Source organism: Nostoc sp. CMAA1605 (genome assembly GCF_021596505.1).
GTDB lineage: Bacteria > Cyanobacteriota > Cyanobacteriia > Cyanobacteriales > Nostocaceae > Trichormus.
In genome coordinates, this window is sequence record NZ_PJIZ01000055.1 from 1 (window position 1) to 24,393 (window position 24,393).

Sequence of the window (24,393 nt, forward strand, 5' to 3'; positions counted from 1 at the left end):
ATAGAAGCGAATACTCCTATTCTCAGTCAGCTAGACAGTTCTCAGTTACTTTCATCTTTGACTCTCAGAGAACAGGAAGTATTGGAACTTTTAACCCACGGTCTTTCTAACGCTGAAATGGGACTGCAACTACATTTGAGTCCCAGAACTGTGGAAAAATACGTCAGTAGTCTATTAAGAAAAACTGACACCAGCAACCGAGCTGAACTGGTGCGCTTTGCCATCAAGCACGGACTGGTGGAATAGGGAATGGGGAATGGGGAATGGGGACAAGGTGGACAAGGTGGACAAGGTAAACGTTACTTCAATGCCCAATGCCCAATGCCCTATTTCCATTAATTAGGACTTACTGACAATATGTTGCAATAGACCATCACAGGCATCAAGTAGTAAATCAATCACTTGATTAAACCCCTCTGTGCCGCCATAGTAGGGGTCAGGAACTTCTTTGAGGGTGTGTTGAGAACAAAATTCACACATCAAATGCACTTTATGGTGATATTGTCCAGTAGGATCAAGGGAAAGAATATCTTGATAGTTATCTTGATCCATCGCTAAAATTAAGTCAAATTCCTGAAAATCAGATTTTTGAAATTGTCTAGCTCTGCCTTGCAGTTTAATTCCTAATTTTGTTGCCGCCGCCGCACTCATACGGCGGTCAGGTGGACTGCCGATGTGATAACTAGATGTACCGGCTGAATCACAAAGGATGCGATCGCTTAAATTATCCTTGTCGATCAGATAATTCATGATGTTTTCTGCCGACGGTGAACGACAGATATTCCCCAGACAGACAAACAACAATTTGTAGGGCATAAGAGTAATTTGTAGTTTTTACCAGAGAATATGAAGATTTTTTCTGAAAAATTGATAATAGTTTTGAATATAAATGTGTCAAAAGTCAATAGTCGAGAGTTTTTTGACTAATGACTAATGACTAATGACTAATGACTAAAATCCAGGTAATTCTAGTCCACTTGTCAATTCTTCCATCCGTTCGCGCATGGTAGCGGTGGATTTTTCATAGGCACTTTTCATAGCTGCTGTTACCAAGTCAGAGAGGATGTCTGAGCCTTGTTCTAAAGCGGCGGGAGAAATTTCTACGCGCTTGGGTTCCTGATTTCCACTGACAATCACTTTAACCAGTCCACCACCAGCTTCTCCAATGATTTCCATTTGCTCCAATTCTTCCTGGAGTCGCTTTGCACCTTCTTGAACTTGCTGTGCTTTTTTAAATGCTTCGGCTAGTTCTTTCATTTTGCCTAAGCCGAAGCCAAATCCTTGTCCTTTTCCTGTCATAACTATTTATCCGCGTGTGCTTTGAATAACAAATCAAATTCAATTATAGAGGCGGTGGGGAATTTGCCCATGAATTCATGAAAATAGGCATTGATACCAATTCAAAATTCAAAATACCCTACGGGAAGCAAGCTACAAAATTCAAAATTAAGAAAGTGATACTCAGCATACCTTTTAGCGTTTGCATCTGTATCGAATTTTTTGTGAATTGATATGACGAGAAATGGGGAATGGGAAAAATCGTTCGATTCCCCATTCCCCATTCCCCATTCCCCATTCCCTATTCCCTATTTGCCATTCCCTCAAGCTACAGCCTGAAATTCACCAATCATTTTTACTTCTGGTTCTAACCAGATTGACCAGTTCTCTTGTACTGTATGTTGGATATGACGAATGAGGCTAAAAATATCGTTGGCTTTCGCTCCACCACGATTGACAATAAAGTTGGCGTGGAGATGGGCTACTTGCGCGCCACCAATTTGATAACCTTTTAAACCTGTTTGTTCGATTAACCAACCAGCCGCATAGGGCTTGGGGTTGCGGAAGACACTACCACAACTGGGATAGTTGTAGGGTTGTGTACTCAGGCGGTGTTGTTTATGTTGTTTTGTAATAGCTAAGACTTGGGCGGGATCAGCTCCTGGGTGCAGTTGGAATGTAGCTTGAGTGACGATGCGATCGCCTCCTTGTAGTAGTGAGGTGCGATAGGTATAACCTAATTCCGCAGGGCTGAGGGTGCTGATTGTACCATCAGGAGACAGAACTTCAGCACTCACTAACATATCTGCGATACAGCTACTGTGTGCGCCAGCGTTCATGACTACCGCACCCCCCACCGTACCAGGAATACCAACAGCCCACTCGAAACCTTGCCAACCTAATTGGGCGGCTGCTAAAGCTAAACTAGGGATAGATTCGCCAGCCGCGACGGTTAATTGCCCCGTGACGGGGTCAAAGTGACTGTAGCGCAGATGACGGGTAGCAATTACTAGACCGGAGATGCCGCGATCGCTGACTAATAAATTCGATCCTGCACCTAAAGTAGTAACTCTTAAATTATTTTCTTGGGCAAATTGAAGACTTGCTTGCAATGCTTCTATGTTCTGTGGAGCAACATACCATTCAGCTGCTCCCCCGACTCGATAAGAAGTATGTGCAGATAATGAAGCTTGGGATTTGATTTCGCAATTAGTGCCAGGTAAATAGATGATTTTACCCTCACTTAAATCATTTCTTTTCGGTCTTTCTATTGTAGAATCGGGAACTGTGCAGGCGTTTCCAGCGGCCTGGGAAATTTTCATCTTTAGATCAATAAATTGTGAAATTTTTACGTTTATCTGCTGTACAAGTACAGCAATAGGGTGAATTGATTAAGACTCTAGCCAAAGGATCACTTTTACGAAGTAGCTGTTGCAGGTTCGCAAAGTGTAGTGATGATTTCAGGAATTGCTTGATTTAAGTTACCCGCCCCTAAAAATAGGGCTAAATCTCCAGGACGAAGGTTTTGTAAGAGATATTCAGTGACCGCAGGTAAAGTTGGTTGATAAATTACCTGGGAATGTTCTTTAGCTACAGCCTCTGCTAGCTGTTCTCCACTAATTTGACCCAAGTTTGGTTCGCCTGCACTGTAAATATCAGTCAGTACGACCAAATCAGCGTGGCTGAAAGACTCAGCAAATTCTTCTAAAAATGTTAATGTCCGACTGTAGCGATGGGGTTGGAATATAGCTACGACTCTTTGCCCTGGTCTAGCTTGTAATCGTGCTGCGGCTAGGGTAGCGCGGATTTCGCTGGGATGATGGGCGTAGTCATCAATAAACGTAATTCCATCGACTTCGCCACGAAACTCAAAGCGTCGTCTAGCACCTTCAAAGGCGGCGATACCTTTGGCGATCGCACCAAATTCTAAACCTAAAACCCGTCCTACAGCTACTGCTGCTAGAGCATTACTGAGGTTATGACGACCTAGTAAACGCAGAGTCAACAATCCCAATGCCTTACCTTTTTCCCAGACTAAAGCTGTAGTTCCATTGGCATGATAGTCAATGTTCGTCACAGTGTAGTCTGCATTGGTTTCGGGATTGAGACTGTAACTGATTGTGGGTTTTGAGCGATCGCGTAGTAACTCTCTTACTGTCACACAATCAATACTACCCACTAAAGTTTTACAACCCTGGGCAAATTGCTCGAAGGTATCAACAACTTCTTCTAAAGTTTCGTAGTGGTCAGGATGATCTAATTCAATATTAGTAATAATGCCGATTTCTGGAGCGTGTTTCACTAGTGAGCCATCAGATTCATCTGCTTCTGCCACCAGATAACGACTCTGACCCAAGCGAGCATTGCCTTCCCAAGCTTTGACTTCACCACCGACAATAATAGTAGGATCTAAACCAGCTTCCAATAACATATAGCCAATCATGCTGCTGGTTGTCGTCTTGCCGTGAGTCCCTGCAACAGCAATGCTGTGGTGTTCAGCAATCAATGCAGCTAGTACATCTGAACGATGCCATATGGGACAACCCAATTCTAGAGCAGCCTTATACTCTAAATTGTTAGCATTAATTGCTGTCGAACATATAACTTGAGGTAGATTTGAGCTAATAGTAGGAACTTGTGTTGGTGAGTTGCAATCTACTTCATTATCACCTTGTTTGGCGTGGAAGAATTCCAGATTACTTGCTTCTTGTCTACTGAAAATATGTGTCCCGATAGCTTCTAGCTTACGTGTAATATGATTTGGACGTACATCCGAACCTGATACTGGCAATTGGCGTTTTGCGAGAACGTATGCCAAGGCAGACATACCTATGCCACCGATGCCAATAAAATGAAATGGTCTACCACCAAAATCTACAGAATTATTCATTGATTGCTCCTCTTAAACACCACACCACACCATAATCAGAAAATAACACGCGTATCATAACAGGATTTTGATTTTTACCGTAACTAGTTCTTATATCAATGCCATCCTTGATGTTGTCTAAAATTTCTACTAAGGTTTAGTTGGTTGAGAATGATTTTACCTTGGTTGGAGATTTTCGTTATTTCTAAACTATTTTTATGATTATTCAGTAAATTTTTCGGACATCGGGAAAGAAATTCTTGTAAATTGAAACACATACTTTTAGATTCCTGACTGATTTTTGCTACATTAGTATATTTAGTCCTAGCGAACCCACTTTATATTTTTCATCAAGCTCAGGCATGAATTGATTAAAATATGGTTAGGGGTGAAAACGATTCTCACAGGCATCAGGTCAAGGCAGAATCTAGATGCAACAACTAGCAATTTTTGGTGGCACATTTGATCCGATTCATTGGGGACACCTGCTAATAGCCGAAACAGCTTTGCATCAAACAGCGATAGAAAAAGTCATTTGGACTCCTAGCTTCCAGCCTCCTCACAAAACAGCAGCTTTGTTTGAGCATCGGTTAGCAATGCTGCAAATAGCTACAAAAGATAACTCAGCGTTTACGGTTTCACAGATAGAGGCAAAAAGCCGAGGCAATTCCTATGCCATAAACACTTTGATTGATTTATCTGCTTGTTATCCCAACACGCGTTGGTACTGGATTGTGGGCTTGGATACCTTCCAAACATTACCGCGTTGGTATCGTGGACAAGAACTAGCACAAATGTGTAATTGGTTAATCGCACCTAGATTCCTAAGTGGTGAGACTATACCTCAAAGCGAGTTAATCTGCAAGCAGGTCAAGCAACAACTTCAAAAACAGTCGGTTACTATTCACTGGCAACTCTTGCATACACCCTTAGTAGGCATTTCGTCAAGTTTAATTCGCCAATTTTGTCAGGAAGGGAAATCGGTTCGTTATTTAGTGCCAGAAGAGGTTAGATCCTACATGACTTTTCACGGACTCTACAGGAGATCAATCTGAAAAAAATATGTTTTTTTTTATGGATCTAACACTTTATGGTTATAAATACTCTCCCCCTTTGCGATATGATTGGGGTCAAAGATATCAACTTATAGGCATATATACAGAGGGCAAGACACTGTGATTAGAGTCGCTATCAACGGTTTCGGGCGTATAGGACGTAACTTTGCACGTTGCTGGCTAGGTCGGGAAAATAGCAATATCGATTTAGTAGCTGTTAATGACACATCAGATCCTAGAACTAATGCTCACCTCCTGAAGTATGATTCCATGCTTGGGAAGTTAAAGAATGTTGACATTACTGCCGATGACAACTCTATCATCGTTAACGGTAAGACCATTAAATGCGTATCTGATCGCAATCCAGAAAACTTGCCCTGGAAAGAGTGGGAAATTGACCTCATCATCGAGGCAACAGGCGTATTTACCAGCAAAGAAGGTGCTTTAAAGCACGTTAATGCTGGAGCAAAGAAAGTTCTGATTACTGCCCCCGGTAAAAACGAAGACGGCACATTCGTAATTGGTGTTAACCATCACGATTATGACCATAACCAGCACCACGTTATCAGTAATGCCAGCTGCACAACCAACTGTTTAGCTCCCATTGCCAAGGTGTTGCATGATAAATTCGGGATTATCAAAGGTACGATGACCACCACCCACAGCTACACAGGTGATCAGCGTTTATTAGATGCTTCTCACCGCGATGTACGCCGTGCTAGAGCAGCCGCCATCAACATTGTCCCCACCTCTACCGGTGCGGCAAAGGCTGTGGCTTTAGTAATTCCAGAGCTTAAAGGTAAGCTAAATGGTGTTGCTTTACGCGTACCGACCCCAAACGTCTCAATGGTAGATTTCGTAGTTCAGGTTGAGAAGCGTACTATTACTGAAGAAGTTAACCAAGCCCTTAAAGATGCGGCTGAAGGGCCACTCAAAGGCATTTTAGACTACAGTGAACTACCTTTGGTTTCTTCTGATTATCAAGGTGCGGACGCTTCTTCTATTGTGGATGCTAACCTAACTCTAGTTATGGGTAGTGACTTAGTAAAAGTCATGGCTTGGTATGACAACGAGTGGGGTTACAGCCAACGCGTTTTAGACTTGGCTGAATTAGTCGCTGAAAAATGGGTCTAATCAATTCAAAATACCCTTACGGGAAGTAAGCTACAAAATTCAAAATTCAGAAGTCCTGATTTGACAAGATTGATAAATTTGGATTTGTTGGTGAATTTTGCTGAATTGATATAAATCTAGTCATAAGTTACTATTGACTGTTGACTATTGACTAAAATGTTGAAATCCTTGACTGAGAGTAAGAACTCGGTCAGGGATTTTTTCATCTTGATGCTTGAGTATGACTTGGGGATGAGATTTAATAGTGCCGATGATGGCTGTGTTGTTGTCTAACATCTGTATCAGATTTTTTGCTAATGCTGGTGGTAAACACAGCACTAATTCAAAGTCTTCTCCACCGTATAAAGCGTATTCTAGGGCTTGTTCTGGAGTTAACCAATTAGTGAAAGCTGGGGGTAGAGGAATTTGCTCGCCGTCTAAAACAGCACCCACTCCACTGGCGCGACAGATTTGTAATACTGCATCTGCTAAACCATCGCTGCTATCCATACCAGCGATCGGAATCTGGCGTGGAAATGTAAAAATTGCAGATAACAGGGGTAAAACATCTAATCGTGGCTGGGGACGCTGATGGGCTGCGATTAAAGCCGTCTTTTGGGCTGGGGTGAGGTTTTGTCCTACTTCGGGGTTTAAGAGCAGTTGTAAGCCTGCGTGGGATGCACCATGAACACCTGTCACCACGATCGCATCTCCCACTTTAGCAGCAGAACGACGGATAATCTTCTGGGGGTGGACTTGACCAAAGGCGGTAATAGAAATTGTAGTGGCAGGCGATCGCACCATATCCCCCCGACAATGGGAGTATTATATTGTTGCAAGCACTCTGTCATCCCCTGATATAAGCTTTCTACCCAACTGACGTTAATATCTCCCGGAAGTCCTAATCCGACAGTGATACCCAGAGGATAAGCACCCATCGCCGCTAAATCAGATAAGTTAGCAGCCGCAGCGCGCCAACCCGCGTCCTCAGCAGAAGTAGTAACATGACTAAAATGCACACCATCAACTAACATATCTGTGGTGACAACTAAAGATTGTTCTGAGTCTGTCACCAATACCGCCGCATCATCACCAATAATTTCTGAGGGACAAAATCGCTGTAATTTTTCTAGAAGTCCTTGTTCGCCAATATCTTTAACTTTAGTCATTAGTCATTAGTCATTAGTCATTAGTCTTTGGGCATAAAGTATCATATTTTCCTCGGTTTTCTTTTCTTGGGGACTGGGGACTGGGGACTGGGAAAGCAGGGGAAGAACAACTTCAATCATTACTCATCACCGGCTAAACGCCGCGCTACCGCTAACAGCACTCATTACTCAGCACTCATTACTCAAAACTTTCAAGTTAGGATAAAGATGTATCTTAGGGGATTTATCAATGGTTACTACGCCAGTAAAAAACCTTACATTTGAAGAATACTTAGCCTATGATGACGGTAGTGGCTTTCACTATGAGTTAGTAGATGGCAGGCTGGAATTAATGAATCCCCCAACGATTGAGCATTTCTTAATTACTAAATTTATTGAACAGTTGTTAGATGCGGAAATCCAGAGATTGAGTTTACCTTGGTTAACTTTTCGAGAAACTGGGGTAAGGACGGGAAGAAATAAATCTCGATTAACTGATTTGTCTGTGGTGACATAGGAGCAAGCACGGGAATTAATTAATTTATCAGCAGTCTTTGAATCATCACCGTTGTTAATTGTAGAGGTGGTTAGCCCAGATTCTATTAAGCGTGACTATCGTTATAAACGGTCTGAATATGCGGCGGTAGAAGTGCCAGAATACTGGATTGTAGACCCATTAGAGAAAAAGATTTCCGTGCTGTTATTGGAAGAAGGATTTTACGAAGAAACAGTGTTTACTGGCGACCAGAAAATTATATCGCGGACTTTTGAAAATATTGCGATCGCTGTTGAACAGGTTTTACAAGCTGGTAATATTTGACCATCAGCAATTACTCACATATTTTCAATTTCTTGCAAGAAATTTTGTAAAAGTATAGATTCATTATCCTTTCGCCAAACAGCAACTATTTCTAAGATTGGTGATTGTTCTTGAATTTCACGATAGACTACTCCATTACGTTGTAAATTTTCCACATTAGCAGGTAGTAGTGAAATCCCCATTCCCCCTGCGACTAAACTCAAAATAGTTGATATCCAAGCTGCTTCTTGCTTAACTTTAGGCTGAAAACCTGCCTCTTTACAAAGATTATTAATCTGCTCACGTAAGCTATGTAATAGGTGTTCTGGTGGCAAAATAAATTGTTCATTTGCCAATGTCTTCAATGAAATGCTAGTTTTTTTACCAAAACGATGGTTTTCTGGTAAAACTATCACTAGTTTTTCTTTGAGAATACTTTTACTCTCGAAGAGATCATTATTTCTCTGGGTATTTTCTAAATTATGTCGATGAAAGAAGCCAACATCTATTTCTTGATGTCGTAACTTTTCAATTTGTTCGTAGGACGGCATTTCATATAATATTATTTCTACTACTGGAAACTTCTTGTGAAATTTTCTGATGATTTTGGATAGTATGCTATTGGCTATAGATATATTAATTCCGACATTTATCTGTTCTTTTTCAGCCCTATTCAATTGTTGACATGATTCGATTGTTTGCTCAAATTGATTGAGTATTTGACGAGCTACATTTAAAAAATCATTACCTGCATCTGTTAATTTCAAGGGAGTCTTTTTAGTCTTAAATATTTTGAATTGCAAACGGTTTTCTAGGGATGTAATCTGTCTACTCAAAAAAGCTTTGTCAATATTCAAATATTCAGCAGTTTTAGTAAGTCCCTGTTGCTCATATAAAGCGATCGCATACTTTAATTGTAGCAAGTCTATTTCATGCCATCTGCTCATTTGTCAGTGACTCCAGATTTTTGTTTGTTGAGCATTATATAGTCACCCTAAATCATTGTTGAGGAATCATATCAACAAAATAGTCATCAACTGTTGTCTAAAGCAGGTCATCTGATGACAGTTTTTTCAGATATGTTGATGACAACAAAACAAATCGTGCAAGAAAAAACTCGCAATGAAACTTAATAATTATCCTATCAATCGTGTTTTGATTGTGGGTGGAACCCATGGGAACGAGTTGACTGGAGTATATTTAGTCAAACTGTTTCAACAATGTCCTGAGTTAATTTGCAGATATACTTTTGAAAGCCTGACTTTGTTAGCTAACCCTCAAGCTATTACAGCCGGAAGACGATACATTGATAAAGATTTCAACCGATGCTTTTTACAGCAAAATTTAGAGGATATCACTCTATCTAGTTATGAAGATTTGTTAGCTAAAAATATTAATTATCTATACGGACAAAATGGTAAATATCCTGTGGATTTCCTAGTTGACTTGCATAGTACGACATCCAACATGGGTATAACTATTATTTTAGATAATGATCAACCATTTAGTTTGCAACTAGCTGCTTATTTAAGTTCTTTACATCCTGAAATAAAAATTTATAATTCGGGAAAATCTGGACGGGCTGAGAATGGGTTGCGATCGCGTGCTAAATTCGGCATGGGTATTGAAGTTGGTGCAGTAGCTCAAGGTGTTTTAAACGCAGATTTATTTCTCAAAACTCAAACCATAGTTTACGCAACTTTAGACTATTTGGAACTCTATAACCAAAATAAATTACCTGCATTTCTCCATGATTTCACTTTGTATAAATACATGGAAAAAATTGATTATCCGCGCAATGACAACGGTGAGATTACAGCCATGATTCATCCGCAGATTCAATTTAAAGATTATCAAGCTTTAAATCCTGGTGATCCCATGTTTTTAACCTTTGATGGTCAAACAATAAACTATGTAGGCGAATCTTCAATATACCCTATATTTATCAATGAAGCCGCTTATTATGAGCAAAGTATAGCAATGTGTTTAACTCAAAAATATCAAATAAAAATTTGAAAATATTGCATGATGAATTTAGGGTTTAACACAGATGTCTAAGTCTTCATATACATTTTCAGGATGTGCAGGATTGATAGGAATATTAGTTATTCTATACTGGGGCTACATATTCATATCTTATGTATGCTTAATTAGCCGTTCTGCAAATATCAACTGTCAAAAAATTAGACAAGAATATGTTAGCTGTCAACTAACAAGAAGATATTTACTGGGATTGTGGAATGATACAATACCTGAATTTCAATTATTAGGAAATGATGTCGAAATCATTGAAAATGAGGGTGGTGAATTTAGAACACTGTACCTAAAAACTGACAAAGGACGTATTAAGTTCCATCAATACGGTTTAAACGAAGCTACTGATGCTCCAGAAATAGATGTTTTATTGCATGATTCTAGCAAATCATCTTTGGAAATTAGTCGAGCATGGAATATATTTTATGATCCTTTGTGTATTATTCTAAGTCCGTTATTTTTTTTTGTTTTTTTGAACATATTTCAGTCAGTTGAGACTAACAAAAATATGAGCAAAAAGAGTTAATCATCGCCTAAATTTTCTAGTTCAGCTTCTACCAGAGAGAAGGGAATTGTGGGGCGTTGTCGTCGCTTGCTAATCATTTGCCAGAAATCCGGTGAAAATTGTAAATTCCATTGTTCTGGATCAAAATTTTCTAGTCCCATCAAAAGCGCGATCGGTTTACCATTTTGGGTAATCAGAATTTGTTCTTGCTGTGCTGATTGTACGTAGTCTTGTAAATTTTCTGAGAGTTGTTCCAGTGTTAATTGTCTCATCCTATAATTTCCTCTGTTGTTTGTCCTGGTGCTTTGTAACGAACCGCTCGAATGTAAACGATCTTGTCCTCCTCATCTACATCATAAAAGATGCGATAGTCTCCAACCCGCAATTCCCAAATAGGGGGTACAACTAAAATTAGGTACTAAAGGTTCAAGACGCTTACGGTTGCGTGTAATAACAGTTGGTTCGTAGGCTAGTTGTTGGTGAATCGCTTCTAGAATAGGGCGACGCTCGAAAGCACGTAATGCCCTCAACTCTTCAACTGCTAAGTCTGTGACTTCAAGCGCATAGGTAGTCATACCAAAAATGAACTTGTGGTCTATCCGTTCGTTTTGACTTGTTAACAATGGTCAGACCCCCGAATTTTGCCATCGGGGATCTATCAACTCATAATTTATGAATTACGCTGCTTGGGGTTGAACTAGGTTTTCTGTGCCTTGAACTACAGTAGCAGACTCAATTTTGTCGCCAGCTTTGAGTTTATCTAAGATATCTTTGCCTTCAGTTAGATAACCAAAAACTGAGTAACGGCCATCTAACAAGTTACGTCCGGCTGGAGTGAGTTCTGGTTCAAACAAGAAAAAGAAGACTTGGGAAGAACCGCCATTAACTTGGCTTTCAGGACGCGCCATAGCTAATGCACCAAAGGAAGAGAAAGGTAATACTGGCATATCCAGATAACGACCAGCATCTTCTAAGGTAATGCCGTAGGTGGGTTTTTTATCGCCTTCTACAAGAATTTCCAAAGGAATCGCACGATATTGACCTGTTTTGGGGTCAATAAATCCCTGTTCTTTTCCTGGTGGATCTCCTGTTTGTAGAACGTAGGATTCTTCAGAACGGGTAAATTCTAAGCCGTTGTAAAAACCACGTTGGACTAAATCAACGAAGTTACCAGCAGTGACAGGTGCGCTATAACCATCTACAACCAAGGTTAAGTCACCTTTATTGGTTTTAATGGCAATTGTGGCACGACCTTTGAGTTGAGGGAGGTTACTGTATTCTTCTGGAACTTCAAAGGGGAATTCTTTAACCATTGACTCTTCCAATAAAGACACCAAATTCAGTAATTTGACTCTTTCTTGGAGAATTTCTTCTTTGTTTTTGTTTTGGGCTAATTCTTGAGTTTTCTGTACACCAGCCTTTAATTCATTCAGCCAAGTTTCGGCTTGAGGTTGGCGTTCTTCCGGAACACTTGTTAGGATTTGTGAAGGTTTATCAAGAATGCGGGATGCTTTACTCAAGTCTTTAGAGACAGCACCCCATCGGCGGTTGGCACGCAGTTGGTTAGAGATATCTTCTAGACTAGCTTGCAATTCGCGTACTGGCTTATTATCTATTGGGAGTGCATACCGTAATAGGGCTTTGCCGTCAGTAATGGCGTTTCCAGATGGCAAGGCGGCGTTACTGGAGGGAGTCCAGCCAGCTGTATTTATGCCTAAAAATATTGTTACCAACAGTATTGCCATGAGGCTGTTCTTCAGCCAGGATTTTAATAAATTCAACATGGTATGGCTCAAATGCGTAACTCATGAATCATCTTCCCATACATGAGTAGGGCATGGGGAATGGGGAATGGGGAATGGGAGACAAGGGAGATGAGGAGCAGGGGGAGCAGGGGGAGCAGGGGGAGAAAAATACAATGCCCAATGCCCAATGCCCAATACCCAATGCCCAACGACTATGGACTATGGACTAATGACTAATGACTAATGACTAATTACCTAATTACTACGCTAGAAGGGTACAATAAATGCCGATTGTCTTCCACGATTTAAAAGCTTCATGATTTCCAGTAACGATTTTCGACCCGGCGTATCAATTGTATTAGATGGGTCTGTCTGGCGGGTGATAGATTTCCTACACGTTAAGCCAGGTAAAGGTTCTGCCTTTGTACGGACAACCATTAAAAACGTCCAAAGCGGTAAGGTTTTAGAACGGACTTTCCGGGCTGGTGAAACTGTACCACAGGCTACTCTCGAAAAACTGACTATGCAGCATACCTATAAAGAGGGCGATGAGTTCGTCTTTATGGATATGGAAACCTACGAAGAGGGTAGATTGAGTGCTGCCCAAATCGGCGATCGCGTTAAATATCTTAAGGAAGGTATGGAAGTTAACGTGATTCGTTGGGGTGAGCAAGTTCTGGAAGTGGAACTGCCTAACTCTGTGGTTTTGGAAGTGGTGCAAACAGATCCAGGTGTTAAAGGTGACACTGCTACAGGTGGCACTAAACCTGCAACTGTGGAAACTGGTGCAATTGTGATGGTTCCTTTGTTTATTTCTCAAGGTGAACGCATCAAAATTGATACCCGTGAAGACAAATACTTAGGCAGGGAATAAATTTATTCTCTTGGGTATATCCCGATTTCAATCCCTCTAGGGGGATTAATCCCTGCCAAACTTTAAAATGATTCATTTACGGACAGGTCGAGGTTAAAAAAACAGTGCCATTGGACTTTAGTGAAATTCGCCAACTTTTGGAAACTATTGCCCAAAATAATATTTCCGAAGTAACTCTCAAAAGCGATGATTTTGAATTAACAGTGCGTAAGACGGTGACTGTAACTCATCCAGTCGTGTCTGAGTTGCCAACTGTGGCGGCGATCGCACAACCATCACTGCCTATTGTTGCACCAGAAGTGGCTCATCGCGTGGCTGACCATGCGGTAGCGAGTTCTGGCGCGCCATCAGGAGCAAGTTCTTCTCCGATTATTGACCAGAAATTAGTAGAAGTGCCTTCCCCAATGGTAGGGACATTTTACCGCGCTCCTGCCCCCGGAGAAGCCGCATTTGTCGAAGTGGGCGATCGCGTCCGCAAAGGTCAAACAGTCTGCATCATCGAAGCCATGAAGCTGATGAACGAAATTGAGGCTGAGATTTCTGGGCAAGTCGTAGAAATTCTCATCCAAAATGGCGAACCTGTAGAATATAACCAACCTTTGATGAGAATTAACCCTGATTAAGTATTAATCTATATAACAAGTGAGTCATTATTCTTAATGAATCATTGTTAAACTTTAATTCCTGCGGGTTAATCCTGATGAAACAAGCGTTGCCTGTACCGCCAGAAGTTGTGCAACAAGTAGCCGAATACTTCAGCCTCTTAAGTGAGCCGATGCGCTTGCGCCTGTTGCACTTATTGCGGGATGAAGAAAAATGTGTACAAGAGTTGGTAGATGCAACACAAACTTCACAGGCAAACGTGTCTAAACACCTCAAGGTAATGTGGCAAGCAGGAATTTTGAGCCGCCGCAGTGAAGGGACTTGCGCTTACTACAGGGTGGAAGACGAAATGATTTTTGAATTATGTAATCGGGTTTGCGATCGCCTCGCCACAAGGTTAGAACAGCAAGCCCGTAGTTTTAGGGTGTTAAGTAGTAAGAATTAAGAGATTGGGGATTGGGGACTGGGGACTGGGGACTAGGAAAGCAGCACCGGCTAAACGCCGCGCTACCGCTAACAGCACTCAGCACTCAGCACTCAGCACTCATCGAAGTGGATAATCTTTTTTAAAACTTTCACGGGTTAGAGGTTGTTCTATCTCTACGCCTTCGCCGCCTAAAACTTCTAATGGTTTATTGTTGACCTCAATGTAGACTTTAGCATTGGGGTTTAAGGTTGTGGCTGTATAAACTACTTGACCGACACGACCCACCATAGAGGTACTACCGCCACCACTGGTAAAATCTTCAGATAAGTTAACGTGGATTTCGTTGTTGTTGTCTACTTTTAGACCCAGTAGTTTTGTACCCTGGGGAATTGTGGTGGAATTTGTGCCTTCTGTGGGGCCTGCTAACAAACTTTGCAAAGCTTGTTCTACAACTTGGTTGGGTTGACTCACAGCCGCGACTTTAATCGGCTGAGGAACTAACTCTACACTGCTTTCGTTAGTTTTGAGCCAATAGATATTAGCTGTTTGCTCATTTCCTGGTTGTGTGGTGTATGGCTGCTGCTCAACTTTTTGGGTTGGGGCTGATTGAGGGGGAGACTGTGTTTGGTTAGCAGTTAGCCAAGCCACACCACCACCAACGGCTAAAACTGCTGCGGAGACGACAGCAATCACACCTGGAGATATCCGTTTTGGTTCTTGTTGGTCATTCATGTTTTAAACCTTCCTGACTGGGGGCTGAAATATTCTGATGTGGAGAAGCAGCCTGGTTAGGGACGATAGCTAAAAGTAGAGAGTTTCCAAAACTTAAATGATAACTTTGTAACTTTAAATTTGGGCTTCTGGATGTGAAAGTTGAGAATTTCTCTGTCAAAATGACTACTGAAAAATAGCAGACAGAATAGAGAGAGGCGGTTACAGGTTAAGAGGTATTTTCATATATCTTAGTGTACGCATCTGATAGTGTTACTAGACAACTGCTCGGTAAATATATGGATTTAATATCCTCATTAAATTGCTGATGTTGTGAGCTTAATTAGTCCCATCTTGTTAGACTGAAAAATTCCTTTTTATTTCTCATTTTAGAATTTATCCTCTGAATCCGTCACCTGCCCAACTATGTAAAACTGTAAATCTCATGATTGCGTCATTTTTTTAACATCTTTCTCAGAAAATGAGCAGGACGCAGAAGCAAGGATACGATTGATTACTCTGCGTCATGAAAATTTAATTTTACTTCTCTGTCGCGGCTTTAATCCACTGCTGGAGTGTAGTCACAACTTCCTCTATGGGAATTTCTTGAGAGTTACGAGTTGCTCTTTCTACAACTTCAACTTTGCCGTTATTAATTGCCCTACCGGTGACGATGCGATAAGGTATACCAATTAAATCAGCATCTTTAAATTTGACTCCAGCGCGTTCATTGCGGTCATCGAGTAATGTTTCTACTCCTGATTTATTCAGTTCAATGTAAAGTTTTTCCGCAATTTCTAATTGTTGAGCATCATTAATGTTAGGAATTGTCACGATTGCATGATAAGGCGCGATCGCTACTGGCCAAATAATGCCATCCTTGTCATAGGATTGCTCAACGGCTGATTGTGCCAACCGCGATACACCCACACCATAGCAACCCATCACTAAAGGTTTTTCCTCACCCTGCTCATTAGTATAGGTCGCGCCCATGCTTTGAGAATATTTGATTCCTAATTGGAAGATGTGACCAACTTCTATACCTCTGGCATTTTTTAAGATTTGTTGCGGGTCATGAAGGGCGCGATCGCCTGGTCTAGCTTTACGCACATCTACTACATTTGGAGATAGTTGAAACTGTTCACCCCAATTGGCACCGACGACATGATAGCCGCTTTCATTGGAACCTGTAATGAAGTTTTTTAACTCAACGGCAGTTTGGTCAACTAACCGGACAAATTTAGGATGAATTTGTTTATTAGCAGCGATATAATCATCAGCAATATCAGGCGCAATATAACCCAAAGGTAAAGGTTTTACTGCCCAATTTTGTTGAGTTTCGGCACTGGGAACAGTTAAAGACAGTATGGTTTTTGCACCGTAATTATCTGCTAATTTCGTTAATTCGTTCTGTAATTTTACTTCATTAACTTCTTGATCACCACGAATGCTGACCAGTACCAAAACTGTTAAGCCGTTATCATACACTGTTTGATAAAGAACATTTTTGACTAATTGCGTTGGTGAAGCATTCAGGAATTTACAAACTTTATCTATGGTTTCTGTTCCTGGTGTTTCGCGTTTTTCAAAACTAGTAAACTGCGAAGATTCAGCATCAGCAGGTAAAGAAACAGCCTTTTCGACGTTGGCGGCGTACTTCCCATCATCAGTGTAGAGAACTTCGTCTTCGCCAGCTTCCGCCAACACCATAAATTCTGTAGAACCAGAACCCCCAATTGCACCAGAATCAGCTTCTACAGGACGGAAAGCTAAACCTGCGCGCCGCAGCATATTGCTATATGCTTGATACATATCTTGGTAGGTTTTTTTGAGGCTATCCTCATCAGCGTGGAAAGAGTAGCCATCCTTCATGATAAATTCCCGACCGCGCATTAAACCGAAGCGGGGGCGAATTTCATCCCGGAACTTAGTTTGAATTTGGTAGAGATGCTGGGGTAGCTGACGGTAAGAGCGAATCATATCACGAGCGATCGCTGTAATCACTTCCTCGTGCGTCGGCCCTAAACCTAATTGTTGCTCACGACGGTCAATTAGGGAAAACATAATCCCTTCCGCCTTGGTGTAAGTATCCCAGCGTCCCGACTCCTGCCATAAATCCGAGGGTTGGAGTTGGGGAAGTAAACATTCCTGTGCGCCTGTAGCGTTCATTTCTTCCCGCACAATTTGAGACACCTTTTGCAGTACGCGCCACATCAAAGGTAGATAAGCATAAACACCGCTACCGATGCGACGAATGTAACCAGCACGCAGTAACAACTTATGGCTAGGAATCTCCGCATCAGCCGGATCATCCCTCAGTGTGACGAATAACATTTGTGACAGTCGCATCGTTAATTTTTTAACTCCTAATTACAAAATCACTAATTTCTGTATCAACTTAAGTACGAAATACTAAGCATGAAGTATGAAGTATAGGGGTGTAGGGGCGAAAAAATTCAAAATTCAAAATTCAAAATTCAAAATTAAATGCCCCATGCCCAATGCCCCATGCCCAATGCCCCATTCCCAATATCATGATTTACGAAGCACAACCACCTTTAGCATTCATTCCGCCGGCGTTTAATCCTTTGGTATTGCGATGTGTTCACCTGTTGCTACCAACGTGGATACGCACCCAAACTTCTATTAACCAAATTGAAGCAGAGAATGTAGAGGTTTTAGCAAATCTCTATCACCAGTTTCAAGAGGGAAAAATTCGCTTTTTGTTAGCATTTCGCCATCCCAAAACTGAAGATCCTTGGGGTTTGCTGTATTTACTGTCTCGACTTGTGCCACAGGCCGCACGACAGGAAAATATAGCATTAAAATCGCCAATTCATGCTCATTTTATCTACGATCGCGGTATTCCTCTGTGGGCGGGTGACTACGTTGGCTGGATTGCATCAAAATTAGGTGGGACTCCCATTCAAAGGGGTAAAGCTGACTGGACGGGGTTACGTTCGGCGCGGGATTTGTTCGCGAATGGACAGTTTCCTATGATGGCTGCACCGGAGGGTGGAACTAATGGACTATCAGAAAAGATCAGTCCTATAGAACCAGGAATTGCTCAAATGGGTTTTTGGTGTGCAGAGGATTTGCAAAAGGCTGGACGCACCGAGCAGGTTTTAATTGTACCAGTTGGGATGAAATATAGTTATGTTGATGCACCTTGGAAGGCGATCGCGCAACTTTTAGATGAGTTAGCTGTTACTAGCGGTTTACCTATAGATACACCCACAGCCAGTCAAGTTCCTGATTTGGAGTTCCTTTATCCCCGGCTGTTAACTTTAGCTGAACATCTACTGTCTTTGATGGAACAGTTTTATACGCGTTTTTATCATCTAAAGTTGCCTACAGTCACGGAAGAAGTTAACCTTGACCGTAATCAAGCCTTAGCATTCAGATTACAAGGTTTATTGAATGCAGCTTTAGAAATTGCCGAGCAGTATTTTAATTTACAACCCAAAGGACAATTAATTGATCGTTGTCGGCGGGTAGAGCAGGCTGGATGGAATTATATTTTTAGGGAAGATTATAAGGATATCAAAGGATTGTCTGCTGTGGAAAAAGCTTTAGGCGATCGCGTAGCAGAAGAAGCTAACGCTAGAATGTGGCACATGAGATTAGTAGAAAGTTTTGTGGCAGTTTCTGGTAACTACATCCGCGAAAAACCCTCAGTCGAAAGATTTGCGGAAACTGTTTTAATTTTGTGGAAAATGATTGCTCAAATTAAAGGCGATAAATCTTTCCAGCGTCCACCATTGGGTAAACAGCGAGTAAAACTAACTATTGGTGAACCCATTTCTGTCTCAGAACGTTACCCAGCCTATAAAGAAAGTCGCTTAGGTGCAAGACAAGCTGTGGCTGATTTGACAAATGATTTACAGCAGACAATGGAAAGTTTAATTTGATTAATTCTCCCTCATCTAAAACTTTAACGTTTCCCACTAAGTGTTTTATAAATAAACATTTGACTCTTAAGTATCATGTGAAATTAGTAGAACTTTAGAAGTTTCGCTGAATGGTCTCATAAAAGGAGTTCATGAAATGCCTTCCCCTTATCAGGCTTTACCGGAAGAAGAATGGTTGATGAAAACTCAACACTTAGTAGAATCTCACCCTTTAGATTTTGAGACTATTAAAGCGGTTTCTCTCAAATGCTGGAAAACTCTATGGTCTACAACTGTTGGGGAAGATAAGCTTGCAATAAATCTTTCAGAACTGGATATTCCCGCTACTATAGTAGGTTATTTTTTTGAGAAATTATTTGCTAAGGAACTAGAGTTAATAAATCCTAAAATTTGGCGCGGGGGTAGAAGTAAAGAAGAGAAGGACATTGTTTATATTCCTGATAACTCATATTCTCTTGAAATAAAAAGCTCAGGACAGATGGGAGATAAAATATTTGGTAATAGAAGTTATGGACAAAGTGTAGAGAATATTGAATTAGAGAAAAAAGAGAAATCGGGCTATTATATTACTGTAAATTTTTATAAACAATCTCTTAACCTAATTAGGTTTGGATGGATTGATCATTCTGATTGGAAGGCGCAAAAATCTGAAACAGGGCAAGCTGCTGGTCTAGAGACAAAAGTCTATAAATACAAATTAATTAAAATTCCTGGCGATTATCAATTAAATGCTCCTGTAGGTATTTTAAATGGTGTCGGGCCAATAACCTTGGACATTTTTAATCAGGAAAATATTTTAACTATTCAAGATTTAAAAAATTACCAAGGATGTAATGAAAAAATCTTAAAGTTTCAAAAAAAACTAGATGATTATAATTTCTCTTAATCACTGTCATCATAAAAATTCTCGGTACGCAAATTTCTCTTCATATTATGATGTCCAACAACAGATGGAGAAATTATTCAACAATTCATTAGACCTCTTGCAAAAGTCATGATTCTTGCGTCTTTCTTTGCGTCTTTACGCCTTTGCGTGAGGCAAAAAAAAGATTTATGCAAGAGGTCTATTGTTTAGTTTCTGGGAATACTACTCGCTTTCTACTTGACTATGATAATCTCTTTGACGTTTAAATTCTTGAAATCTATTAACTGCCATTTCACAATAGTCCTGTCTGATTTCAAACCCAACAAATATACGTCCTAAACCTACTGAAGCTATGCCAGTAGAACAAGAACCAGCAAAGGGATCAAGTACAAGCTCTAGTTGATTAGATGAAGCTCTAATAACTCTCTCTACAATACCTAAAGGAAACTGAGATGGATGTCCGGTGCGCTCTTTTGAACTTCTTTTTGTCCCTGTAGTCACCTTGGGAAATTCCCAAACATCAGAGGGATTTTTACCTAATGGGTTACAGCGATATTTACCATTTTTCTTCTGATTGGGATATTTAACATTAGGATCACGTATATCGTCTAGATTAAATGTATATTCCTCAGAATTTTTGATATAAAATAACCATTTTTCATTGCGTGGACTTAGACGGTGCTTTGTTGATACACCTGCTCCATATTGCCATACTACTTCTTGGAGCAAATAAAAGGGTGATTTATCCCATAATAAATAGGGTATGGGTACGCATAAACCTTGATTGGGTACTTCTAGATATCCCACATTTAACCAAAATGCACCATTTAGTTTTGTAATTCTATGAATTTGATACATCCATTGAGAACACCATTTAATGTATTCCTCAACAGACATTGGTAGCTCATATTCTTTGCCAATATTATAGGGTGGAGATGTCACAGTTAGATCAAATTCAACTTGGGCAGAATCTATTTTTGGTAAAAAATCCATTGCATCACCCTGATAAAGCATAAAGCCGTCATCAGTATAGAATGGTTGACCTATAAGTTGGTTCAGTTGTGATTCTATAGTTTTTTGTTTCTTGAGTATCTGACAGTTGAAATCAGGAGAGAAAGGTTTTAGTAATGAAAGTGGTGCAATTTGGGTTGACTGATGCTGATCGATACCTTCAGCGATATAAATATTGTGTTCTTTACTTGCTATCTTCCTGTGAGCATTTTCTGTAATTGATACCTTCATCTCTAATTGTTCAGTAATATTATTTTGATTTCATATAAATTTTACCACTGAAATGAACTTCACAATAAACAGGTTTTATGATAAATTTTTGATTAAATTATTCAAAGATTCTCTTCCTAATTATGCTTTTTTGTCCTCAAGATGCTGTATGCAAGATTGATTCAATGCTAGTGGAGATGTTTCCCGAACATTTATCTACTTAGCAGTAGTCATTTCTTGCTGTAAAGGTATGGTAATTACGAATTCAGTGCCGCCTGTGGGAATTGATAAACATTCTAAAGAACCACCATGTTTGACTGTAATAATTTGATAGCTAATCGCTAATCCCATCCCTGTACCTTTACCGACAGGTTTAGTGGTAAAGAAAGGGTCAAATATCTGCTGCTTTAAGATTTCCGGTATTCCTAAACCGTTATCAATAATACTGATTTTAACTTGATGAGAATTGATTAATTGAGTACGGATGCAAATTTGTGGTTCTGCTTGAGCTTTGCTACATAATGATTCATCTACAGCGTCAATGGCATTATTGAGGATATTTAAAAAAACTTGATTTAGTTGTCCCGCATAACATTCAACTAACGGACAATTACCATACTCTTTAATTACTGTTATTTCTGGTCTTTGGTTATTACCTTTGAGGCGACTTTGTAAAATCATCAAAGTGCTATCGATGCCATCATGGATATTCACTTCTTTCATTTCGGCTTCGTCTAAACGGGAGAAGGTTCGTAAAGAAATGACAATATCTCTAATTCTTTCTGAGCCATATCTCACGGATTTTAGGAGTCTGGGCAAATCTAAAGTTAGAAATTCTAATTCGATGGAATTGCTAAAATCTTGAATTTCTGGTGTTGGTTGGGGATAGTTTTTTTGATAGAGTTGCAACAGTGAAAGCAATTCTTGTGTATAGTCATCAATGTGATTAAGATTGCCGTAAATAAAGTTGGCAGGGTTGTTGATTTCGTGTGCTACTCCTGCTACTAATTGACCCAAACTAGACATTTTTTCACTATGAATTAACTGAGTTTGAGTATGTTGTAATTCTTTGAGTGTTTGCTGAAGTTTCTGGGTTTGTTGGCGCAATTGGGTTTCTGAATCCCGTAGGGCTATTTCCGCTTGTCTGCGTGCAGTAATATCGCGAAAATACCAAATTCTACCAAAATATTCTCCTGCATCAGAACTAACTGGTGCGGAATATCTCTCAAAAGTTTTACCAGATTTGAGTTTGATTTCATCATGGCTACGTGCGTCTGCTTGGTTGTAGAGGGACTCTACCTTAGCCAGAAATTCTGCTGGGTTTTCTAGTTGGTTAATTATCCATTCTAGAAGTAAGCGATCGCTTCCAGTCTGGATTAATTCCCCAGGAAGTTGCCATAATTCACAAAATCGCTGATTATATGAAGCTACTTGGCGATTTTCATCAATCACTAAAATAGCATCAATGGCAGCTTCCTTTTGGGCTTGGAGTATGGCATTAGTGCGGCGCAGGGTAGCCTCGGCTTGTTTAATTTGGGTAATGTTAGTGGCTGTACCAGTAATGCCGGTAATTTGGCCTTCTTCATCCTTTAAGGCGATCGCATGACACAATAGGTTCAGCGTACTACCGTCCTTAGCTAAAACCAGTGTTTCATAATTACCTAAATACTCTCCTGCTAGTAGGCGAGAAATAATTTCTAATTCTTTGTCAATTGCTGCTGGTGGTACAAATTCACTATAATGACGACCAATCATTTCCTGTGGTTCATAACCATAGATATTTTTGACAGCCGGATTAACAAATCTCCAATTTCCCTGAATATCTAGTGACCAAATTATATCTTGGGAAGTTTCTACCAAGTGACGATACTTACTTTCACTTTCTTTGAGGGCTTGTTTTATCTGTATGCGCTTAATACCCAAAGCCACTTCATTAGCAGCTAAATTCAAAGCTTCTATGATGGATTCCGGTAAAGCTTGACGAGAAAACATTGCCATCACGCCAATTAAATTCCCATCCAAAATTAAAGGATATCCAGCAAAAGCTACCATCTTTTGTTCTTTTGCCCAAACTTTATTTCCTACACGGGGATCTGTTAAAACCTGATTCGTCAAGTGAGGTTGGCGTTCTTCAGCAATTAAGCCGATTTTAAACATACCCACAGGAACACGACTATGATCACCATCAATATGAGTATAAATTCCAGAACTAGCTTGAAGTTCTAAGACGTTTTCCGTTTCGTTTAACGTCCAAATACGTGCAAAGGCTGCATTTAAATGCTTCACCATTGCATCGGTACAGCACTTGAGTGTGGTTTGGAGATTGTAACTTTGGGTAATTGCAGAATTTATCTCTACCCGAAAAGCCGCTAAAGATGCTTTTTCTGCTAATGCTGCTTCTGCTTGTTTCCTAACTGTGATATCTTGAACTGTCCCTAAAATTCCGATGATATTGCCTTCAGAATCTTTGAGGAAAATCTTATTAGTTTCTAACCACAAAGATGTTTGCTCTTCTGGCTGTTGATATTCCAAAATCTCATATTTAGAGGTATGAGTTGCCAGGAGTTCTTGTAAGTCTTTAACACAAGCAAGTCGGACATTTTGCTGATAAGAATTAGATTTTTCTTGATGCCAAGGTAGTTGACAGTCACTTTTATTGATAATCTCCGTAGGGGAATTAATTCCCACTAAATCAGCAAATGTCTGGTTACAACCTGAATAGACAAAATCGCGATTTTGCCAAAAAATTCCTTGGGGGATATTATCTATTACTGCTTGTAGTAGCTGTTTAGAGGCATATAAATCCTCTGCTATTTGCTTGTACTTAGTTATGTCATGTATTGTTGTCACCAAAAACTGATTGTGGCTTTCATCCTCAAATAAACATTTTTTAGTGAGTACCCAACGTATTACACCAGCATCATCCGTCAGTTTTTCTTCATACTCTGAATTGATACCTTGAGTAAAAACTAATTCCTCTTGCTCCCATAGACTATCTGCTGCGGCTTGGGGTAACAAGTCATAATCAGATTTGCCAATAAATTGTTCTCGGCTACATTTCATTAGGTGACAATAGGCATCATTCAGCAATATGAACTGATGTTGACGGTTTTTTACGCAAATAGCGTCAGATATGGCGTTAAACATTAAAAAATGCGACTCCGTAGACGGATGATTCTTGTTTTGTTTTTAATCAAGGTGAAGGTAAATAACTGTATGATTAAATACTGACTTA

Annotated in this window: 25 protein-coding genes and 2 pseudogenes; 13 read left to right on the forward strand and 14 right to left on the reverse strand. The window is 40.2% G+C overall.

All coding sequences use genetic code 11. The features are described 5' to 3' along the window. Positions 1 to 246 (forward strand): response regulator transcription factor (locus CV014_RS18060; RefSeq protein ID WP_236143292.1); only part of this gene is annotated, 246 nt, incomplete at its 5' end. Between the two features lie 93 nt (positions 247 to 339). On the opposite strand, the gene CV014_RS18065 is transcribed toward CV014_RS18060, so the two are convergent. The 4 genes from CV014_RS18065 to murC form a co-directional block, all read right to left on the reverse strand. Next, positions 340 to 816: a low molecular weight protein-tyrosine-phosphatase gene (locus CV014_RS18065; protein ID WP_236143293.1), complete on the reverse strand. Its 477-nt coding sequence runs from the start codon at positions 814 to 816 to the stop codon at positions 340 to 342. Positions 817 to 951: 135 nt separating this feature from the next. Next, a complete protein-coding gene (locus CV014_RS18070) occupies positions 952 to 1,299 on the reverse strand; it encodes a YbaB/EbfC family nucleoid-associated protein (protein ID WP_236143294.1) in 348 nt (115 codons plus the stop codon). A 302-nt stretch (positions 1,300 to 1,601) separates the two neighbouring features. After that, positions 1,602 to 2,600 (reverse strand): UDP-N-acetylmuramate dehydrogenase, encoded by a 999-nt coding sequence (murB, locus tag CV014_RS18075; RefSeq protein WP_236143295.1) that lies wholly within the window; start codon positions 2,598 to 2,600, stop codon positions 1,602 to 1,604. Between the two features lie 95 nt (positions 2,601 to 2,695). After that, complete coding sequence (gene murC / locus CV014_RS18080) at positions 2,696 to 4,168, reverse strand: UDP-N-acetylmuramate--L-alanine ligase (RefSeq protein ID WP_236143296.1); 1,473 nt, start codon at positions 4,166 to 4,168, stop codon at positions 2,696 to 2,698. Positions 4,169 to 4,578: 410 nt separating this feature from the next. On the opposite strand from murC, the gene nadD reads away from it, so the two are divergent. Together nadD and CV014_RS18090 are read left to right on the forward strand one after the other, a co-directional pair. After that, positions 4,579 to 5,202 (forward strand): nicotinate (nicotinamide) nucleotide adenylyltransferase, encoded by a 624-nt coding sequence (gene nadD, locus CV014_RS18085; RefSeq protein WP_236143297.1) that lies wholly within the window; start codon positions 4,579 to 4,581, stop codon positions 5,200 to 5,202. 120 nt (positions 5,203 to 5,322) lie between these two features. Further along, positions 5,323 to 6,336, forward strand: a complete 1,014-nt coding sequence (locus CV014_RS18090; protein ID WP_236143298.1) for a type I glyceraldehyde-3-phosphate dehydrogenase — start codon at positions 5,323 to 5,325, stop codon at positions 6,334 to 6,336. Positions 6,337 to 6,480: 144 nt separating this feature from the next. Here the strand turns inward: CV014_RS18090 and thiL are convergent. Further along, a pseudogene (gene thiL, locus CV014_RS18095) lies at positions 6,481 to 7,484 on the reverse strand (thiamine-phosphate kinase). Between the two features lie 66 nt (positions 7,485 to 7,550). Between thiL and CV014_RS18100 the strand changes: the two are divergent. Together CV014_RS18100 and CV014_RS18105 are read left to right on the forward strand one after the other, a co-directional pair. Beyond that, positions 7,551 to 7,748, forward strand: a complete 198-nt coding sequence (locus CV014_RS18100) for a hypothetical protein (protein WP_236143299.1) — start codon at positions 7,551 to 7,553, stop codon at positions 7,746 to 7,748. Continuing rightward, a pseudogene (locus CV014_RS18105) lies at positions 7,714 to 8,283 on the forward strand (Uma2 family endonuclease). Before CV014_RS18100 ends, CV014_RS18105 begins: the two are co-directional and overlap by 35 nt. Positions 8,284 to 8,297: 14 nt before the next feature. Here CV014_RS18105 and CV014_RS18110 read toward each other — a convergent pair. Further along, complete coding sequence (locus CV014_RS18110; protein ID WP_236143300.1) at positions 8,298 to 9,209, reverse strand: LysR family transcriptional regulator; 912 nt, start codon at positions 9,207 to 9,209, stop codon at positions 8,298 to 8,300. Positions 9,210 to 9,384: 175 nt separating this feature from the next. Between CV014_RS18110 and CV014_RS18115 the strand changes: the two genes are divergently transcribed. Together CV014_RS18115 and CV014_RS18120 are read left to right on the forward strand one after the other, a co-directional pair. Further along, entirely contained in the window at positions 9,385 to 10,278 is an 894-nt protein-coding gene (locus CV014_RS18115; RefSeq protein ID WP_236143301.1) for an aspartoacylase, read from the forward strand. Between the two features lie 34 nt (positions 10,279 to 10,312). Further along, entirely contained in the window at positions 10,313 to 10,822 is a 510-nt protein-coding gene (locus tag CV014_RS18120; protein WP_236143302.1) for a hypothetical protein, read from the forward strand. Here the strand turns inward: CV014_RS18120 and CV014_RS18125 are convergent. The 4 genes from CV014_RS18125 to CV014_RS18135 are packed head-to-tail and all read right to left on the reverse strand — an operon-like array spanning position 10,819 to position 12,585. After that, positions 10,819 to 11,073, reverse strand: coding sequence for a type II toxin-antitoxin system Phd/YefM family antitoxin (locus tag CV014_RS18125; protein WP_236143303.1), 255 nt, complete (start codon positions 11,071 to 11,073; stop codon positions 10,819 to 10,821). The two genes, CV014_RS18120 and CV014_RS18125, sit on opposite strands and share 4 nt — an antisense overlap. Further along, a complete protein-coding gene (locus tag CV014_RS30675) occupies positions 11,070 to 11,186 on the reverse strand; it encodes a type II toxin-antitoxin system RelE family toxin (protein ID WP_442946922.1) in 117 nt (38 codons plus the stop codon). Before CV014_RS30675 ends, CV014_RS18125 begins: the two co-directional genes overlap by 4 nt. After that, positions 11,155 to 11,424, reverse strand: a complete 270-nt coding sequence (locus CV014_RS18130; protein WP_236143304.1) for a hypothetical protein — start codon at positions 11,422 to 11,424, stop codon at positions 11,155 to 11,157. Before CV014_RS18130 ends, CV014_RS30675 begins: the two co-directional genes overlap by 32 nt. 54 nt (positions 11,425 to 11,478) lie before the next feature. Further along, positions 11,479 to 12,585 (reverse strand): peptidylprolyl isomerase, encoded by a 1,107-nt coding sequence (locus CV014_RS18135; protein WP_236143305.1) that lies wholly within the window; start codon positions 12,583 to 12,585, stop codon positions 11,479 to 11,481. Between the two features lie 53 nt (positions 12,586 to 12,638). Between CV014_RS18135 and CV014_RS18140 the strand changes: the two genes are divergently transcribed. The 4 genes from CV014_RS18140 to CV014_RS18155 all read left to right on the forward strand — a co-directional run bounded on the left by CV014_RS18140 (position 12,639) and on the right by CV014_RS18155 (position 14,468). After that, on the forward strand, positions 12,639 to 12,776 hold the full coding sequence (locus CV014_RS18140) for a hypothetical protein (RefSeq protein ID WP_236143306.1): 138 nt from the start codon (positions 12,639 to 12,641) through the stop codon (positions 12,774 to 12,776). Positions 12,777 to 12,862: 86 nt separating this feature from the next. Beyond that, positions 12,863 to 13,420 carry an elongation factor P gene (gene efp, locus CV014_RS18145; RefSeq protein WP_236143307.1) on the forward strand — a complete coding sequence of 186 codons (558 nt, stop codon included), beginning with the start codon at positions 12,863 to 12,865 and terminating at the stop codon, positions 13,418 to 13,420. 104 nt (positions 13,421 to 13,524) lie between these two features. Next, the gene (accB, locus tag CV014_RS18150; protein ID WP_236143308.1) at positions 13,525 to 14,043 is read left to right on the forward strand and encodes an acetyl-CoA carboxylase biotin carboxyl carrier protein; all 519 of its coding nucleotides are present in this window, start codon (positions 13,525 to 13,527) and stop codon (positions 14,041 to 14,043) included. A gap of 77 nt (positions 14,044 to 14,120) precedes the next feature. Continuing rightward, complete coding sequence (locus tag CV014_RS18155; protein ID WP_103136149.1) at positions 14,121 to 14,468, forward strand: ArsR/SmtB family transcription factor; 348 nt, start codon at positions 14,121 to 14,123, stop codon at positions 14,466 to 14,468. A 99-nt stretch (positions 14,469 to 14,567) separates the two neighbouring features. Here the strand turns inward: CV014_RS18155 and CV014_RS18160 are convergent, their stop codons facing one another. Beyond that, positions 14,568 to 15,182 carry a GerMN domain-containing protein gene (locus CV014_RS18160; RefSeq protein WP_236143309.1) on the reverse strand — a complete coding sequence of 205 codons (615 nt, stop codon included), beginning with the start codon at positions 15,180 to 15,182 and terminating at the stop codon, positions 14,568 to 14,570. A gap of 519 nt (positions 15,183 to 15,701) precedes the next feature. Then, entirely contained in the window at positions 15,702 to 17,510 is a 1,809-nt protein-coding gene (locus CV014_RS18165) for a proline--tRNA ligase (protein WP_236143310.1), read from the reverse strand. Between the two features lie 185 nt (positions 17,511 to 17,695). Here CV014_RS18165 and CV014_RS18170 point away from each other — a divergent pair, with 185 nt between their 5' ends. Both CV014_RS18170 and CV014_RS18175 read left to right on the forward strand, forming a co-directional pair. Beyond that, positions 17,696 to 19,072, forward strand: coding sequence for a 1-acyl-sn-glycerol-3-phosphate acyltransferase (locus CV014_RS18170; protein ID WP_236143328.1), 1,377 nt, complete (start codon positions 17,696 to 17,698; stop codon positions 19,070 to 19,072). Between the two features lie 136 nt (positions 19,073 to 19,208). Continuing rightward, the gene (locus CV014_RS18175; RefSeq protein WP_236143311.1) at positions 19,209 to 19,958 is read left to right on the forward strand and encodes a ScaI family restriction endonuclease; all 750 of its coding nucleotides are present in this window, start codon (positions 19,209 to 19,211) and stop codon (positions 19,956 to 19,958) included. Positions 19,959 to 20,159: 201 nt separating this feature from the next. Here the strand turns inward: CV014_RS18175 and CV014_RS18180 are convergent, their stop codons facing one another. Both CV014_RS18180 and CV014_RS18185 read right to left on the reverse strand, forming a co-directional pair. Further along, a complete protein-coding gene (locus CV014_RS18180) occupies positions 20,160 to 21,179 on the reverse strand; it encodes a DNA-methyltransferase (RefSeq protein WP_236143312.1) in 1,020 nt (339 codons plus the stop codon). Positions 21,180 to 21,374: 195 nt separating this feature from the next. After that, positions 21,375 to 24,305 (reverse strand): PAS domain S-box protein, encoded by a 2,931-nt coding sequence (locus CV014_RS18185; RefSeq protein ID WP_236143313.1) that lies wholly within the window; start codon positions 24,303 to 24,305, stop codon positions 21,375 to 21,377. Positions 24,306 to 24,393: the final 88 nt, after the last annotated feature.

What these genes read in the sequence shown, in the direction of transcription:
- CV014_RS18065 (WP_236143293.1), bottom strand. Translation starts at nt 816, where the DNA reads ATGCCCTACAAATTGTTGTTTGTCTGTCTGGGGAATATCTGTCGTTCA.
- CV014_RS18070 (WP_236143294.1), bottom strand. Translation starts at nt 1,299, where the DNA reads ATGACAGGAAAAGGACAAGGATTTGGCTTCGGCTTAGGCAAAATGAAA.
- murB (WP_236143295.1), bottom strand. Translation starts at nt 2,600, where the DNA reads ATGAAAATTTCCCAGGCCGCTGGAAACGCCTGCACAGTTCCCGATTCT.
- murC (WP_236143296.1), bottom strand. Translation starts at nt 4,168, where the DNA reads ATGAATAATTCTGTAGATTTTGGTGGTAGACCATTTCATTTTATTGGC.
- nadD (WP_236143297.1), top strand. Translation starts at nt 4,579, where the DNA reads ATGCAACAACTAGCAATTTTTGGTGGCACATTTGATCCGATTCATTGG.
- CV014_RS18110 (WP_236143300.1), bottom strand. Translation starts at nt 9,209, where the DNA reads ATGAGCAGATGGCATGAAATAGACTTGCTACAATTAAAGTATGCGATC.
- CV014_RS18115 (WP_236143301.1), top strand. Translation starts at nt 9,385, where the DNA reads ATGAAACTTAATAATTATCCTATCAATCGTGTTTTGATTGTGGGTGGA.
- CV014_RS18120 (WP_236143302.1), top strand. Translation starts at nt 10,313, where the DNA reads ATGTCTAAGTCTTCATATACATTTTCAGGATGTGCAGGATTGATAGGA.
- CV014_RS18125 (WP_236143303.1), bottom strand. Translation starts at nt 11,073, where the DNA reads ATGAGACAATTAACACTGGAACAACTCTCAGAAAATTTACAAGACTAC.
- CV014_RS18135 (WP_236143305.1), bottom strand. Translation starts at nt 12,585, where the DNA reads ATGTTGAATTTATTAAAATCCTGGCTGAAGAACAGCCTCATGGCAATA.
- CV014_RS18140 (WP_236143306.1), top strand. Translation starts at nt 12,639, where the DNA reads ATGGGGAATGGGGAATGGGGAATGGGAGACAAGGGAGATGAGGAGCAG.
- efp (WP_236143307.1), top strand. Translation starts at nt 12,863, where the DNA reads ATGATTTCCAGTAACGATTTTCGACCCGGCGTATCAATTGTATTAGAT.
- CV014_RS18155 (WP_103136149.1), top strand. Translation starts at nt 14,121, where the DNA reads ATGAAACAAGCGTTGCCTGTACCGCCAGAAGTTGTGCAACAAGTAGCC.
- CV014_RS18160 (WP_236143309.1), bottom strand. Translation starts at nt 15,182, where the DNA reads ATGAATGACCAACAAGAACCAAAACGGATATCTCCAGGTGTGATTGCT.
- CV014_RS18165 (WP_236143310.1), bottom strand. Translation starts at nt 17,510, where the DNA reads ATGCGACTGTCACAAATGTTATTCGTCACACTGAGGGATGATCCGGCT.
- CV014_RS18170 (WP_236143328.1), top strand. Translation starts at nt 17,696, where the DNA reads ATGATTTACGAAGCACAACCACCTTTAGCATTCATTCCGCCGGCGTTT.
- CV014_RS18175 (WP_236143311.1), top strand. Translation starts at nt 19,209, where the DNA reads ATGCCTTCCCCTTATCAGGCTTTACCGGAAGAAGAATGGTTGATGAAA.
- CV014_RS18180 (WP_236143312.1), bottom strand. Translation starts at nt 21,179, where the DNA reads ATGAAGGTATCAATTACAGAAAATGCTCACAGGAAGATAGCAAGTAAA.
- CV014_RS18185 (WP_236143313.1), bottom strand. Translation starts at nt 24,305, where the DNA reads ATGTTTAACGCCATATCTGACGCTATTTGCGTAAAAAACCGTCAACAT.